15 protein-coding genes are annotated in these 13,314 nt (G+C 63.2%); 8 read left to right on the forward strand and 7 right to left on the reverse strand.

What is annotated here, in order from left to right:
• Positions 1 to 66: 66 nt before the first annotated feature.
• From LDO41_RS24590 to LDO41_RS24600, 3 genes are read right to left on the reverse strand one after another with little or no spacing between them, the layout of a single operon-like run.
• Complete coding sequence (locus LDO41_RS24590; RefSeq protein ID WP_223993063.1) at positions 67 to 1,056, reverse strand: flippase-like domain-containing protein; 990 nt, start codon at positions 1,054 to 1,056, stop codon at positions 67 to 69.
• The gene (locus LDO41_RS24595) at positions 1,053 to 1,877 is read right to left on the reverse strand and encodes a HalD/BesD family halogenase (RefSeq protein ID WP_223993064.1); all 825 of its coding nucleotides are present in this window, start codon (positions 1,875 to 1,877) and stop codon (positions 1,053 to 1,055) included. Before LDO41_RS24595 ends, LDO41_RS24590 begins: the two co-directional genes overlap by 4 nt.
• A 7-nt stretch (positions 1,878 to 1,884) precedes the next feature.
• Positions 1,885 to 2,568, reverse strand: a complete 684-nt coding sequence (locus LDO41_RS24600; RefSeq protein WP_223993065.1) for a CDP-alcohol phosphatidyltransferase family protein — start codon at positions 2,566 to 2,568, stop codon at positions 1,885 to 1,887.
• A 259-nt stretch (positions 2,569 to 2,827) separates the two neighbouring features.
• Between LDO41_RS24600 and LDO41_RS24605 the strand changes: the two genes are divergently transcribed.
• Positions 2,828 to 3,394: a TetR/AcrR family transcriptional regulator gene (locus tag LDO41_RS24605; RefSeq protein WP_223993067.1), complete on the forward strand. Its 567-nt coding sequence runs from the start codon at positions 2,828 to 2,830 to the stop codon at positions 3,392 to 3,394.
• A 46-nt stretch (positions 3,395 to 3,440) separates the two neighbouring features.
• Positions 3,441 to 4,409 carry a quinone oxidoreductase family protein gene (locus tag LDO41_RS24610; RefSeq protein WP_223993069.1) on the forward strand — a complete coding sequence of 323 codons (969 nt, stop codon included), beginning with the start codon at positions 3,441 to 3,443 and terminating at the stop codon, positions 4,407 to 4,409.
• Here LDO41_RS24610 and cynS read toward each other — a convergent pair whose 3' ends face one another.
• Positions 4,410 to 4,880, reverse strand: coding sequence for a cyanase (gene cynS, locus LDO41_RS24615; protein WP_223993071.1), 471 nt, complete (start codon positions 4,878 to 4,880; stop codon positions 4,410 to 4,412).
• A 39-nt stretch (positions 4,881 to 4,919) separates the two neighbouring features.
• Positions 4,920 to 5,579 carry a carbonic anhydrase gene (locus tag LDO41_RS24620; protein WP_223993072.1) on the reverse strand — a complete coding sequence of 220 codons (660 nt, stop codon included), beginning with the start codon at positions 5,577 to 5,579 and terminating at the stop codon, positions 4,920 to 4,922.
• 149 nt (positions 5,580 to 5,728) lie between these two features.
• On the opposite strand from LDO41_RS24620, the gene cynR reads away from it, so the two are divergent.
• Entirely contained in the window at positions 5,729 to 6,673 is a 945-nt protein-coding gene (cynR, locus tag LDO41_RS24625) for a transcriptional regulator CynR (protein WP_223993073.1), read from the forward strand.
• Here cynR and LDO41_RS24630 read toward each other — a convergent pair.
• A complete protein-coding gene (locus tag LDO41_RS24630; RefSeq protein ID WP_223993074.1) occupies positions 6,576 to 7,163 on the reverse strand; it encodes a hypothetical protein in 588 nt (195 codons plus the stop codon). The two genes, cynR and LDO41_RS24630, sit on opposite strands and share 98 nt — an antisense overlap.
• A gap of 216 nt (positions 7,164 to 7,379) precedes the next feature.
• On the opposite strand from LDO41_RS24630, the gene LDO41_RS24635 reads away from it, so the two are divergent.
• Complete coding sequence (locus tag LDO41_RS24635; RefSeq protein ID WP_223993075.1) at positions 7,380 to 7,526, forward strand: DUF3563 family protein; 147 nt, start codon at positions 7,380 to 7,382, stop codon at positions 7,524 to 7,526.
• A gap of 25 nt (positions 7,527 to 7,551) precedes the next feature.
• Here LDO41_RS24635 and LDO41_RS24640 read toward each other — a convergent pair whose 3' ends face one another.
• Positions 7,552 to 8,871: an MFS transporter gene (locus tag LDO41_RS24640; protein WP_223993076.1), complete on the reverse strand. Its 1,320-nt coding sequence runs from the start codon at positions 8,869 to 8,871 to the stop codon at positions 7,552 to 7,554.
• A 138-nt stretch (positions 8,872 to 9,009) separates the two neighbouring features.
• Between LDO41_RS24640 and cyoA the strand changes: the two genes are divergently transcribed.
• Genes cyoA through cyoD form a run of 4 tightly spaced genes read left to right on the forward strand, consistent with a single transcriptional unit; the run spans position 9,010 to position 13,207 of the window.
• Positions 9,010 to 10,080 carry a ubiquinol oxidase subunit II gene (cyoA, locus tag LDO41_RS24645; RefSeq protein ID WP_223993077.1) on the forward strand — a complete coding sequence of 357 codons (1,071 nt, stop codon included), beginning with the start codon at positions 9,010 to 9,012 and terminating at the stop codon, positions 10,078 to 10,080.
• A 49-nt stretch (positions 10,081 to 10,129) separates the two neighbouring features.
• Complete coding sequence (gene cyoB, locus LDO41_RS24650) at positions 10,130 to 12,133, forward strand: cytochrome o ubiquinol oxidase subunit I (protein ID WP_223993079.1); 2,004 nt, start codon at positions 10,130 to 10,132, stop codon at positions 12,131 to 12,133.
• Complete coding sequence (cyoC, locus tag LDO41_RS24655; RefSeq protein ID WP_223993081.1) at positions 12,126 to 12,782, forward strand: cytochrome o ubiquinol oxidase subunit III; 657 nt, start codon at positions 12,126 to 12,128, stop codon at positions 12,780 to 12,782. The genes cyoB and cyoC overlap by 8 nt, the downstream gene beginning before the upstream one ends.
• On the forward strand, positions 12,779 to 13,207 hold the full coding sequence (gene cyoD / locus LDO41_RS24660; protein WP_223993082.1) for a cytochrome o ubiquinol oxidase subunit IV: 429 nt from the start codon (positions 12,779 to 12,781) through the stop codon (positions 13,205 to 13,207). Before cyoC ends, cyoD begins: the two co-directional genes overlap by 4 nt.
• The last annotated feature ends 107 nt before the right edge of the window (positions 13,208 to 13,314 follow it).

Consider the following 13,314-nt stretch of genomic DNA (forward strand, 5'->3'; position numbering starts at 1 on the left):
GCGATAGAAATAAAATCGGCCGTCGTTGCAGGGGATGCCATGCGTCCCGCCCCGACTGGCCGTCCGTCATTCGGAAGCTTCCAGCGCCGCGCGCCTGCGCTGGAACTTCCTTTCACTCAGATGCAGATATAACAGACCCGGCAGACCGAGGATCAGTTCGCGCACGCGCTTGGCCAGCGACAGCGCCAGCGCCATGTCCGGCGGCAGGCCGACCAGCGGCGCCAACAGCAGATAACCACCTTCCTGCGCGCCGAGCGAACCGGGAATCGCGAAGGCTGCGCCACGGATGGCCTGGCCCACCGACTCCAGCAATAACGCGTCGACCCAGCTCACCGGATGACCGAGGAAATGCATGATCAGCCAGACCTCGCCGGTGCCGATGATCCAGCCAATCAGGTTCAGGAAGAAGCTCGCCGCCACGCGGCCCTTCTCGCCGTAAAGCTCGCGAATCGCCTCGTCCACCGCGTCGGCGCCAACGGTCAGTCCTTTCCAGTCGCGCTTGCCCATCACCTTCTGCAGCAAGCGCAGGACGTGGCCGAACATGCCGCGCCGCTGCAGGAACATGAATCCCACGACGGACAGCGTGAGCACCACGGTCACCGCGATGATCGGTGCGCGTTCGCCCTCCAGCCCACCATTCGCGCTGAACAGCAGAATGCCACCGAGCGCGAACAGGATCTGCGACAACGCCTGCGCGGTGGTGCTGACCGTGATCGCGGCCGCGGCATCGCGAATGCGCGCGCCACGGTGCGACAGATACCGCACCATCAAAACCGGACCGCCGAGCTGGCCGGCCGGCAGCAGACTGTTGACCGACTCCCCGACCCAGCGCGTGAAAATCGCGTCGCGGACCTTGCCCTCACCATGCCGATGCATCAGCACCCAGATCGACGCCGCATCCAGCAGCAGCGGAATCAGGTGGAACGCGGCAATCAGCGCGAGGCCCCACTTTGCAACCAGCAGCGTCGACACCACCGCGTCGAAACCACGCCATGCGAGTAGCGCGACAAACAGGGCCGCGCCAATCGTAAACAAAAATACTGCGGCACGAGTCACGCGCGATTCTTCCCACCCGACAACAGGCGCCGGAACACCTGACGGAAACCGAAGTACGCCACGGCATCCTTCATATGCGAAATCAAACGAAGCCACGGACGCATGCCGGGATCAGTCACATACTCGAACGTGAGCGAGACCCGGAATTCGTTCGCGCGCGCGGGCGTCACGCGGTGACGCAGCTTGTCGCCATCGAACAGTACGAGTCCGCCCGGAGCAATCTGCACGGTGCCGGGCTCATCGGCGCGCTCGGCATCGCGCGTGTGCAGTTCATAGTCCAGTCGGCACGACGATTCATCGATCACGCCCAGCAGCACCGTATAGCGACGACCGTCGTAATAGGACGTGTCGTAGTGCCAGCCGATGTGATCGCCCTCGCGCGTGTAGTAATACAGCGCGTAGGCATGCGGATCGCTGGGCGGGCAGACCTGCAGCGCATCGCCGGTCATTTTCTCGAGCCAGCCGATCAACGCCTTCGAGCGATACAGCTCGGCGATGAACGGTGCATGCTCGTCGATCGTATGACGGCTTACGCTACCACCCTGCTTGTGACCCGGCAGGTAGTTGCGATTGATGTGCGGCTGCAGTTCTCGCGCCAGACGGATCAGCTGAGCCGTGGCCTCGGGCGCGAGGAACTTGTCGAGATACAGGAACGCGCCCTGACGCACAAAGTCCTCGCGCAGGGTCGCATTGTTCAGCGCGGCGGTCTCGCGCGCGACCTGATTGTCGGGCGAGGAAGCGTCGGGCGTGGAAGCCACGCGCGTCGCAGCGGACTGCGGCGTGACATCGGGTGCGCTGGTGCGCATGGCCTGGTCAGTCATGAGTACCTCAGGCGTCCTTGGAGTTCATCACCGGCTGGGCGCGTCGCGCCACTCGCCAGTAGTCAACGATGCACCATGCCGCAAAGATCGGCGCACCGATCGCGGCCGCCTTCAGGAAAGGTGCGATGCCGTCCAGCAGCGTGACGAGCGGCAGCAGGTACAGCACGTCCTCGGTCTCGAAACCCGCGGCCGACGCCTGCTTGGTGCCGCTCTTGCCCACCATCGACTCGATGCGCATGCGCAGGAAGAAGATCAGCGCGACGGCGAGCCCGGCAATGGTCCCAAGCGCGGTGGGGCCGAGCAGGCCCACGCTGTTGGCAGCGACGGTGTCGGCACCGGAGATGGCGACGCCCATGCAGCCGAACAGCAGGATCGTGACCAGCGCGTCGGCAGCCAGATCATAGAAATGACCAAACTTGCTGCCTTTGCCGCTGATCCGGGCCAGTTCGCCGTCGGTATGGTCGACGAAGTTCGACAGCACGATCAGGAGCGCGCCGACGTTGGTCCACAGATAGCCACCGCGCGTCAGCGCGATCGCGCCAACGACACCGATCAGCAGACGGACCGTGGTCAGATGATTGGGCGTGACGCGGGTGTGCTTAAGGGGTCTGACCAGGCGCCGCGCGAGGCGGGCATCCCAGGTCGGCGGCAGAGGCGGCTCGTCTGGAAAATTTGTCGAATTGTTGTTCATCCGGAAACTGTCCAGAAGCTAGGGAGATGCAGGGGAATTTTGCTGCTAATTTTGCCGCTTTGACTGCGCGACAGCGAAACCTCGAACAGTACGCCCGCCACCTGCGATTGACAAGTATCCCCGGGGACAGGTGTCGGGCGGGCGCGCTCTGGCGCGAAAGAATACTCCAACTCGCCGGGCGGCGTATCTGAGCACGGACGCGAACAAAGCGATACACTGCGGTTCTTGACTAGTCGTTCCATAATTCGTACAACATCACATGGCCAGACCCAAAGCATTCGACAAGGACCGCGCGGTGGACGCCGCCATTGACGTGTTCCGCCAACATGGCTTCGAGGGCACCTCCACCGAGATGCTGACCCAGGCCATGGGGATCGGCCGGCAGAGCCTGTACGACACCTATGGCGACAAATGGAAACTGTACTGCATTGCGGTCGAGCGTTACTGCGATAAGGAAGCGAGCGCTCACATTTCTACTTTGCGCGGTACAGTGCGCGCGGTGGACGGTATCGCCGCCATGATCGCGCGCGTGGTGGCTGAGGCGGACCATGCCTGCCTCGGCGTGCACTCGGTTTGCGAGTTTGGCCACGGGCGCGCCGATCTGGCGGCCATCCATACCTGGTCGTATCGCGTGATTGCCTCGGCCATTGCCGCGCGCGCCGCGGAAGCGCAGGCCGCGGGCGATGTATCGGCATCGCTGGCACCGGACGACATTGCGGCCTATGTCATGGCGAGCTTTTCCGCGATCCGCCTTGCCGCGCGCGGCGGCGCGGGCGCGGCGCAACTCGATGTGCTGGGGTCGATGACCCTGCGTGCGCTGCGCTGATTTTTTTACCCAATTCTGGAACGATCGTTCAAATAAGGAGCTTTACATGAAGGTCATCACGATGCAACGTCCCGGCGGACCGGAGGTCCTGCGACTCGAGGAACGACCGGACCCGGTGCCCGGGCATGACGAAGTGCTCGTCGACATCGCTGCGGCCGGCGTCAATTTCATGGACATCGGCGTGCGCGGCGGTGCTTTCTGGAAACAGGAGGGCGAATCGATGCCTCTGGGCGTCGAAGGTGCGGGTCGCGTGGTCTCGGTGGGTCCCGGCGTCACGGATCTGCGGCCCGGTCAGCGCGTCGCCTGGGTCTACGTGCCCGGCAGCTATGCCGACCGCATCGTCGCGCCGGCAAACGCACTGGTGCCAATTCCCGACGACATCGACGATCGCACCGCAGCCGCCGTGATGATGCAGGGCATTACCGCGAGCCATTTCGCGACGGATTTTTACCGTACTCAGCCAGGCGATATCGCTCTGGTACATGCGGCGGCTGGCGGCGTGGGGCAATTGCTCACGCAAATCATCCGCCTGCGCGGCGGCAGCGTGATCGGCCGCGTCTCGTCTGCCGATAAGGTCGCCGCCGCGAAGACGGCCGGTGCGGAACATGTGATCGTCGACACCAGCGGCGACTTCGCGGATGAGGTTGTGCGTCTGTCCGGCGGCGCCGGCGTGCACGTGGTGTACGACGGCTCCGGCCCCACCACGTTCAGAGACTCGGTGGCGTCGTTGCGCCGCTCCGGCACGCTGTGCTGGTATGGCCCCGTGCTGGGCGGCCCCGGCCCGCTCGACATCATGAGCCTGCCCCGCAGCATCAAGATCGGCTATGCGGTCTATCGCGATCATGTCCCCACGCCAGCCCTGCTGCGCGAGAAGACGAACGAACTGTTCGACTGGATCCGCGATGGCAGGCTGCGCGTGAACATCGGCGGCATCTATCCGCTGGCCGACGCGGCCAAAGCCCACGTCGCCATGGAAAGCCGCGCCACGACCGGCAAGCTGTTGCTGGTGCCCTGATCAGAACGGCTTGGTCGGCAGATACTTGCCGTCGAGGGTGATCACCGCGCGGTGACCGCCCTCGGGGTCCGCCACCTTCTTGATATCAAGCTTGAAGTTGATCGCGCTGATGATGCCGTCGCCGAACTGCTCATGCACGAGCGCCTTCAGCGTGGAGCCGTAGACCTGCACCATCTCGTAGAAGCGATAGATGGTCGGATCGGTCGGCACGCCGCCCGGAATGCTGCCGCGGACCGGAATGGTCTGTAGCAGCCGGATGGCGTCCTCGTCGAGGTCCAGGCGCGCGGCGACGACCTTGGCGACGTCGGCCGGCAGCGGATGCTGGCCCAGCAGCGCGGCGGTCACGAACGCGACACTCAGGCCGGTGCCCTCGTTGATCTGTTCGAACGTCAGGCCCTTGCGGTCCTTCGCGTCGATGATGACGTCCGTCAGGTTCTGGCGGGTGGTCTGGGTAACTTGCGATTGCGGCATGTACGGCTCCTGGCAGGTAGGAATCTGACTCGCTGGCGATCAAGCCGCCTTGCCGAGTCGGGGGGGTGTGGCGGACACCGTACGGTGGTCCGCAAGAGAAACAAACTGTTGCGTGATGCCGTCGTAGGCATCGATCGAGCCGGTCCCAATGTCGTAGACCCAGCCATGGATATTCAGGCGACCCTGTCCGAGCGCCTGCGCCACGGACGGATGCGTCTTGAGGTTGGCGATCTGCGCGATCACGTTCTCGCGCACCATGCCGTCGACGCGCGCCTTGTCGCTGTCGTGGTGATGCGAGGCGTTCACCGCCTTGGCCGCATCGGCATGTCGCAGCCAGCCCGCCACCGATGGCATATGGTCGAGGCACGTGCAGTTGGCCACGGCGGTCATGGCGCCGCAGTCCGAGTGCCCGCAGATCACGATGTCGCTCACGCCGAGCCCGACCACCGCGTACTCCACACTCGCCGAGACGCCGCCCGGCTGCACGCCGTACGACGGCACGATATTGCCGGCATTGCGGATGACGAACAGATCGCCGGGCTCGCGCTGCGTCAGCAACTCGGGCACCACACGGCTATCCGAGCACGCGATAAACAGCGTGGGCGGCTTCTGGGTGGTGGCCAGACGCTGGAACAGCTCGGTGCGCTTGGGAAACTCTTCGCGCTGGAACTTCAGGAATCCGTCGATCAGGTCTTGCATGTCTCGCTCCGTTGGGGGCATCGCTAACTCGTTGATGCAAGGATCGTCGTTGCGCGCTATTACGTCCAAGACCGGTTTATTATGTTTTGCATTGGTAAAACCAATACCAAGACCGATATCCATCCCGTCACCCGCCCCCGGACGCCCCCATGCTGCTGCGACATATCCGTTACTTTCTGGCCGTCGCCGAGACCGGCAACTTCACGCGTGCGGCGGAAATCGTGCACGTTTCCCAGCCCACGCTGTCCCAGCAGATTCGCCAGCTCGAAGATGCGCTGGGCGCGCAGTTGTTCGATCGCTCGGGCCGCACCACGCGGCTGACCGACGCCGGCGAGGCCTATCTGGTTCATGCGCGCCGCGCGATCCAGGACCTCGAGGCCGGTCGTCGCGCGATACACGACGTCGGCGAACTCACGCGTGGCAACCTCAGGCTCGCCATGACGCCGACGTTCACGCCCTACCTGTTCAGCCAGTTGATCGTCGCGTTCAACGCGCGCTATCCGAATATCTCGCTGAACGTCCGCGAGATGCCGCAGGAACGGGTGGAGCCGTTGCTCGCCGACGATGGGCTCGATCTCGGCATTGCGTTCGACGATATCCACCTGCCCGAAGTGGAAGCGCTGTCGCTATTCGAAGAGCCGCTGGCGCTGATGGTCAGCACCCTCCATCCGCATGCGCGACGGCGCACGGCGCTGGGGGCGTCAGAACTTGCGAAGGAATCGATGGCGTTGCTCACGCGCGAGTTCGCTACGCGTGGCTACATCGAGCGCTACTTCGCGCCGCTCGGCATCGTGCCGCGCATCATGATCGAAGTGAATTCCGTGTCGGGCGTGATCGAGGCGGTACGCAGTGGCCGCTTTGCCACAGTGCTGCCCTCGGCCATTGCCAGCGTGTATGAGGACCTGCGCATGCTGAAGCTCGAGGTACCGCTATCGCCACGGCGTGCCGCGGTCCTGCAGCGCAAGGGCGCCTATCAGACCGCGGCAGCTCGGGCGTTTATCGCGTTTGCGATGGAGAGTCTTGGAACGGTGTTGCCGACTGCTGGCGCGATTGCGCAACCGATTGTGCGACATGACGCGGGTAGTGCTGCGTGAAGCGCGTTGCCGCGTAGATCGCGACCACCGTCAGGATCGCCCCGGCACCTGGCCGCGTACGCATCACGAGGTCAGCGCCGATCAAGCCCAGGAAAGCGAGTGCCCATACACCCGAGATCACGTAGTTCGTGCGTACGAAGGTCGGATTGCTCCACAGCTCCGGCGCCACGCGTTCGCGGGCGTACTGCAGCGTGAATGGCATACCGATCGCCATCGAGGCCAGCACGACACCCAGCAACCCCGCGTCTACCACCATCCGCACCTGCGCAATGGACCAGGCCGGCTGCTCGCGCCAGGCGTAGAGCGCCAGCGCGCCGAACAGGATCACGGTGCCGACCTCGAGCACCTTGACCGGCTGGCCGCGCATGGCGTCGCGGACGATCAGTGCGAGTGCGGCCACCGCGCCGGCGGTCAGGCCGGCGAGAATGCCGGAAAGGTGTTCGACGATGGCAAAAGCGAGGAAGGGGGAAAAACCCAGCAGGATATTCATCTTGGACTCCGGTGAGGGCTGGCTCTATTGCCTTGCCCGGTTGCGTGAGTCCATCGTATGTAGCGACAGTGAGCCGAAAATGAGCCGCGAAAAACTTGCGCAGCAAAACAAGAGAGCGCCCGGAGGCGCCCTCATTTTCGGCTCATTCGCGGTCCTTAGCCTTTGCCACATCGACGCACGACAACCGTCGCGGTCGAGATCCCAAAGGAGACTGCCATGTTTGCGAAACTGATTGCCTGCCTCAATCGCTGGATGGAAACGAGCACGCAGCACCAGGCCGATGCCTGGCTGGCCGGGTCGGCAGACCTGCCCGAACTGGAGCGCCGGATGCGCTCCCTCGATGAGAACGGCTGGCACCATTGAGGCGCCCGCCCGGGAGTCACTTCCCTTATTGCTGATGTGTACCCAGTGCGCGGTTGATACGCAGCGCCACCAGCGTACAGACCGCGCCTGACAGCAGATACACGCTCACGGCCACCAGACCGAAGCGCGCCGACAACCCCAGCGCGACCAGCGGCGCGAACGCTGCCCCGAACAGCCAGCCGAAGTCCGTCGTCAATGCCGCCCCCGTATAGCGGTAGCGTCGTTCGAAATTGGACGTGACCACACCGGCCGCCTGGCCGTAAGACAGGCCCAGCAGCCCAAACCCGATCAGGATGAACATGTTTTGCCCGGTGGCACCGCCATCGAGCAGCCATGGCGCAAACAGACTGAAGATGCCGATCAGTATCGCCATCGCGCCGAGCATCGAGCGCCGCCCGATGCGGTCGGCGATCCATCCTGACAGCACGGTACCGACGATCGCGATGGCCGCGCCGACGATCTGAATCGCCAGTACGTCGGTTACCTCCTGCGTCTTGTGCAATTGGATCCACGACAACGGAAACACCGTCACGAGGTGGAACAGCGCATAGCTCGCGAGCGCCGCGAATGCGCCCAGAAAGATGTTGCCCGACTGCGCGCGCATGATCTCCACGGTGCCGATCGGCTCGAGTTCCACCTCGTCCAGCAGCCGCGTGTATTCATTCGTGACCACCAGGCGCAGCCGCGCAAACAGCGCCACCACGTTGATCGCAAACGCCACGTAGAACGGATAGCGCCAGCCCCAGTCGAGGAACTCGGCCTGGCTCAGGCTCGCATGCAGGAACAGGAACAGCGCACCGGCCACGATAAATCCGGTGGGCGCGCCCAACTGCCCGAGCATCGCGTACCAGCCGCGCTTCTCCGGCGGCGTGTTGAGCGCGAGCAGCGACGGCAGCCCGTCCCACGAGCCACCAAACGCCACGCCCTGCAGAAAGCGGAATATCGACAGCAGCACGATCGAGGTCGTACCGAGCGTCGCATAGGTTGGCAGGAAGGCGATACCCACGGTCGCGGTGCCGAGCAGGAACAACGATGCGGTCAGCTTGGTGCCGCGTCCCCATCGGCGCTGGATGCGCATGAACAACGATGTGCCAAACGGGCGTCCGATAAACGCAAACGAAAAGACCGTGAACGCCAGCAGCAACCCTTCGAGTTCGCCCGCGAATGGGAAGTACACCGAGGGGAAGACCAGCACCGACGCGATGCCGTACGTGAAGAAGTCGAAATACTCCGAAGCACGCCCGATCACGACGCCCGTGGCGATTTCAGCCGGTGCAATCTGCCCATGCCCCGGGGCGGGAGGTGCAGCCGGCGACTCGCGATGCTGATGGGTCAGACTCGACATCGTGGCTCCTAGTCAACAAATTTTTGTGAGATGCGGCGTACTGCAATCACAAGAATAGCGCCTAAACTGCGATAGGAAACCCGAAACGTTGCTGGACCGGGCCCAGCCTGGTGTATTTCAAACATCACTTCAGCGAATATGCGACGCTCAGACTTGGCGGTGCGATCACATTTCGGGGTGCGAGGGCTCGCCAAACTCGTCACCGTGTCCGGCCTGCTAATAGGCCTTGCAGGATGCAATGCAGTACTGCTTTCGCCGTCTGGTGACATGGCGGTGCGTCAGCGTGATCTGATCATCATCGCCACGTGCCTGATGATGTTGATCATCGTGCCGGTGATCACGATGACGCTGGTGTTCGCGTTTCGCTATCGCGAAACCAACAAAGAGGCGACCTACAACCCGGACTGGGACCATTCGACCACGCTCGAACTCGGCATCTGGGCCGCGCCGCTGCTGATCATCATCGCGCTCGGCGCAGTCACGTGGGTCAGCACCCACCAGCTGGACCCGTACCGCCCGCTGACCCATATCGATGAACGCCGCCCGGTGCCTCCGGGTACCCAGCCCCTGACCGTGGAGGTCGTGGCGCTGGACTGGAAGTGGCTGTTCCTGTACCCCGACCTGGGCATCGCCACCGTCAACGAACTCGCCGCCCCCGTCGATCAGCCGATTCGTTTCAAGATCACCGCCAGCGCGGTGATGAATTCGTTCTTCATCCCGGCGCTCGCGGGCCAGGTGTACGCGATGCCAGGCATGGAAACCAAGCTGCATGCCGTGATCAATCGCGCGGGCGTCTATGACGGCTTCTCCGCCAATTACAGCGGCGCCGGCTTCTCGCACATGCGCTTCAAGTTCCACGGAATGTCCAACGACGATTTCGCGCGCTGGGTCGCCAAGACCAAGGCGGATGGCACCCAGTTGTCGCGGGATAAGTACGTCAATCTGGCCAAACCCAGCGAAAGCGAGCCGGTACAGCACTTCGCCAGCGTGGCGCCGGGGCTGTACGACGCGATTCTGAACCGTTGCGTGGAGGGCGGAACGTGCCGCGCCGATGTCATGGCGCTCGATGCCACGCGCGGCAAGTTCGATCCGTCCGCCTACGTCTGCACCGCCAGCAACACGACGGGGCTGGACGCGGCGCTCAATCCGCCAGCAGTTGCCGGCGACGCGGTCGCCGACGCGCTCGGCAATCGCCGCTTGGTTCGCTAATCCGCTTCTTAGAAACCCCTGATGGCCGTAATGGCCTTTGGTGATCAACATGCCCGAGCGCTCCGAACTCGCCACGCAGATCTTCGGTCGGCTTTCGTGGGAAGCCATTCCGTACCACGAGCCGATCCTGCTCATCACCTTTATCGTCGTTGCGCTGGGCGGGCTCGCCCTGCTGGGTGCGCTCACGTACTTCCGCGTCTGGGGCTACCTGTGGCACGAGTGGTTCACGAGCATCGATCATAAGAAGATCGGCATCATGTACGTGATCCTGGGCGTGATCATGCTGCTGCGCGGCTTTGCCGACGCGGTCATGATGCGGATCCAGCAGGCCGTGGCGTTCGGCGACAACCTCGGCTACCTGCCGCCACACCACTATGACCAGATCTTCACCGCGCACGGCGTGATCATGATCTTCTTCGTGGCGATGCCGCTCGTCACGGGGCTGATGAACTTCGTGGTGCCGCTACAGATCGGGGCGCGGGACGTCGCGTTTCCGTTCCTCAACAACTTCAGCTTCTGGATGACCTTCGGTGGCGCCATCCTAGTGATGATGTCGCTGTTCGTCGGCGAGTTCGCCAAGACCGGCTGGCTGGCCTATCCACCGCTATCGGGCATCCTCCACAGTCCCGACGTCGGTGTGGACTACTACATATGGGCGTTACAGGTGGCGGGGGTCGGGACATTGCTATCGGGGATCAACCTACTGGTGACGATCATCAAGATGCGCGCCCCCGGCATGAGCCTGATGCGCATGCCGATCTTCACGTGGACTTCGCTGTGCACGAACGTGCTGATCATCGCGGCGTTCCCGGTACTGACCGCCGCGCTCACGCTGCTGGCGCTGGACCGTTACATCGGCACCAATTTCTTCACCGTCGATAACGGCGGCAGCGCGATGATGTACGTGAACCTGATCTGGATCTGGGGCCACCCCGAGGTCTACATCCTGGTGCTGCCCGTCTTCGGTGTGTTCTCCGAAGTGGTTGCCACGTTCTCGCGCAAGCGCCTGTTCGGCTATGCGTCGATGGTCTATGCGACCGTCGTGATCACGGTGTTGTCCTACCTCGTCTGGCTGCACCACTTCTTCACGATGGGATCCGGCGCGAGCGTCAACTCGTTCTTCGGCATCACGACGATGATCATCTCGATCCCGACCGGGGCCAAGGTGTTCAACTGGCTGTTCACGATGTACCACGGGCGCATCCGCTTCGAGGTGCCGATGCTCTGGACCGTCGGCTTCATGGTCACCTTCGTGATCGGCGGCATGACCGGCGTGCTGCTGGCGGTGCCGCCCGCGGACTTCTCGCTGCACAACAGCCTGTTCCTGATCGCCCACTTCCACAACGTGATCATCGGCGGTGTGCTGTTCGGCCTGATGGCAGGCATCACCTACTGGTTCCCCAAGGCGTTCGGCTATCGCCTTGACCCGTTCTGGGGCAAGTGCTCGTTCTGGTTCTGGCTGGTCGGTTTCTACTTCGCGTTCATGCCGCTGTACTGGCTGGGCCTGCTCGGCGTGACACGCCGCATGAATCATTTCGACGATCCATCACTGCAGATCTGGTTCCAGCTGGCCGCCTTCGGCGCATTCCTGATCGCGCTTGGCATTGGCAGCTTCCTGATCCAGTTGTACGTGAGCTTCCGCAACCGCGAGGCTCTGCGTGACACTACCGGCGATCCGTGGAATGGCCGCACGCTCGAATGGTCGACGTCATCGCCGCCGCCGCAATATAACTTCGCGTTCACGCCGATCATCCATGATGCCGACGCCTGGTGGCAGATGAAGCAGCACGGCTACAAGCGCCCGCTCGACGGCTTTATCCCGATCCATATGCCAAAGAACACGGCTGCCGGCATCGTCCTCGCCGCGCTGAGTTCGATCTGCGCGTTCGGCCTGATCTGGCACATCTGGTGGCTCGTGATCGTCTCGTTCGCCGCCACGATCTTCGGCGCGATTTACCACACCTTCAACTACAAACGCGATTACTACATCCCGGCCGACGACGTGGTCCGGACCGAAGCAACGCGCACACAACTGCTAGGCAGCCATGGTTGATACGACGATCCCCCTTGCTGGTGGCGCGGCCGCGCCCGAAGATGGCGCGCGGCAGGAGCCGCTGCAGTTCTATATCAAGGTGGAGCACCACCCGGCGCAGGGCACGCTGCTAGGGTTCTGGTTCTACCTGATGAGCGACTGCCTGATCTTCGCCTGCCTGTTTGCGGCCTATGGCGTGCTCGGGCGCGAATATGCGGGAGGTCCCACGGGCGCCGAGCTATTCGAGTTGCCGCTGGTCGCGCTCAATACGACCTTCCTGCTGATCTCGTCCATCACGTACGGCTTTGCGATGCTCGAGATGCAGAAGCGCAACCTGCGCGGCACGCTGATCTGGCTGGCGATCACGGGGCTGTTCGGCGCGGCGTTCATCTCACTGGAAATCTACGAGTTCGCGCATTTGGTCAGCGAGGGCGCCGGGCCCCAGCGCAGCGCGTTCCTGACCTCGTTCTTCGCGCTCGTCGCCACGCACGGGTTGCACGTGACGTTCGGCATCATCTGGCTGATCACGCTGATGATCCAGCTCGGCAAGCACGGGCTGATCACCGCCAACCGCCGCCGCCTGCTGTGCCTGTCGATGTTCTGGCACTTTCTGGACGTGGTGTGGATCGGCGTATTTACCTTCGTCTATTTGATGGGAGTGTTGCCATGAGCGCGCATGACGAGGCAATCGGCCACGGCCATGATGACGATCATGGCCACGACGAGCTCGCGGGTGCCGCGCACTCGACGCTAGGCGGCTACGCGACCGGGTTCATACTGTCAGTGGTGCTGACGGCGATCCCGTTCTGGCTGGTGATGAGCAAGGTGTTCGACAAGTCGTCGACGACGGCGCTGGTGCTGCTTGGCCTTGGCGCAGTGCAGATCGTCGTTCACATGATCTACTTCCTGCATATGAACGCGCGCTCGGAGAACGGCTGGACGCTGCTGGCGCTGATGTTCACGCTCGTGCTCGTGGTGATCACTCTGTCGGGTACGCTCTGGGTGATGTTCCACCTGAACACGAACATGATGCCCAACATGCAGAACATCCAGCTGCCGGAGGGTGGCACGATCGTGCCACCCAAATCCCCTTAATCGGGTTGGTCTTGGGAGACCGTTTCAATATGAAGCGAAGCGGTTCTGGCTAGGCGCGCGGCCGCAGACAGTACAAATGGTACGGCAAGGCCGCGCAACGACGCCAG

This window comes from Cupriavidus pampae, from assembly GCF_914271485.1.
In the GTDB taxonomy this organism is placed as follows: Bacteria; Pseudomonadota; Gammaproteobacteria; order Burkholderiales; family Burkholderiaceae; genus Cupriavidus; species Cupriavidus pampae.

Excerpts from the sequence above, each read along its gene's own strand:
- LDO41_RS24635 (WP_223993075.1), top strand. The coding sequence starts at position 7,380 with ATGTTTGCGAAACTGATTGCCTGCCTCAATCGCTGGATGGAAACGAGC.
- LDO41_RS24640 (WP_223993076.1), bottom strand. The coding sequence starts at position 8,871 with ATGTCGAGTCTGACCCATCAGCATCGCGAGTCGCCGGCTGCACCTCCC.
- LDO41_RS24600 (WP_223993065.1), bottom strand. The coding sequence starts at position 2,568 with ATGAACAACAATTCGACAAATTTTCCAGACGAGCCGCCTCTGCCGCCG.
- cynR (WP_223993073.1), top strand. The coding sequence starts at position 5,729 with ATGCTGCTGCGACATATCCGTTACTTTCTGGCCGTCGCCGAGACCGGC.
- cyoD (WP_223993082.1), top strand. The coding sequence starts at position 12,779 with ATGAGCGCGCATGACGAGGCAATCGGCCACGGCCATGATGACGATCAT.
- cyoA (WP_223993077.1), top strand. The coding sequence starts at position 9,010 with ATGCGACGCTCAGACTTGGCGGTGCGATCACATTTCGGGGTGCGAGGG.
- LDO41_RS24595 (WP_223993064.1), bottom strand. The coding sequence starts at position 1,877 with ATGACTGACCAGGCCATGCGCACCAGCGCACCCGATGTCACGCCGCAG.
- cyoC (WP_223993081.1), top strand. The coding sequence starts at position 12,126 with ATGGTTGATACGACGATCCCCCTTGCTGGTGGCGCGGCCGCGCCCGAA.
- cynS (WP_223993071.1), bottom strand. The coding sequence starts at position 4,880 with ATGCCGCAATCGCAAGTTACCCAGACCACCCGCCAGAACCTGACGGAC.
- LDO41_RS24630 (WP_223993074.1), bottom strand. The coding sequence starts at position 7,163 with ATGAATATCCTGCTGGGTTTTTCCCCCTTCCTCGCTTTTGCCATCGTC.
- LDO41_RS24605 (WP_223993067.1), top strand. The coding sequence starts at position 2,828 with ATGGCCAGACCCAAAGCATTCGACAAGGACCGCGCGGTGGACGCCGCC.
- LDO41_RS24610 (WP_223993069.1), top strand. The coding sequence starts at position 3,441 with ATGAAGGTCATCACGATGCAACGTCCCGGCGGACCGGAGGTCCTGCGA.
- LDO41_RS24620 (WP_223993072.1), bottom strand. The coding sequence starts at position 5,579 with ATGCAAGACCTGATCGACGGATTCCTGAAGTTCCAGCGCGAAGAGTTT.
- cyoB (WP_223993079.1), top strand. The coding sequence starts at position 10,130 with ATGCCCGAGCGCTCCGAACTCGCCACGCAGATCTTCGGTCGGCTTTCG.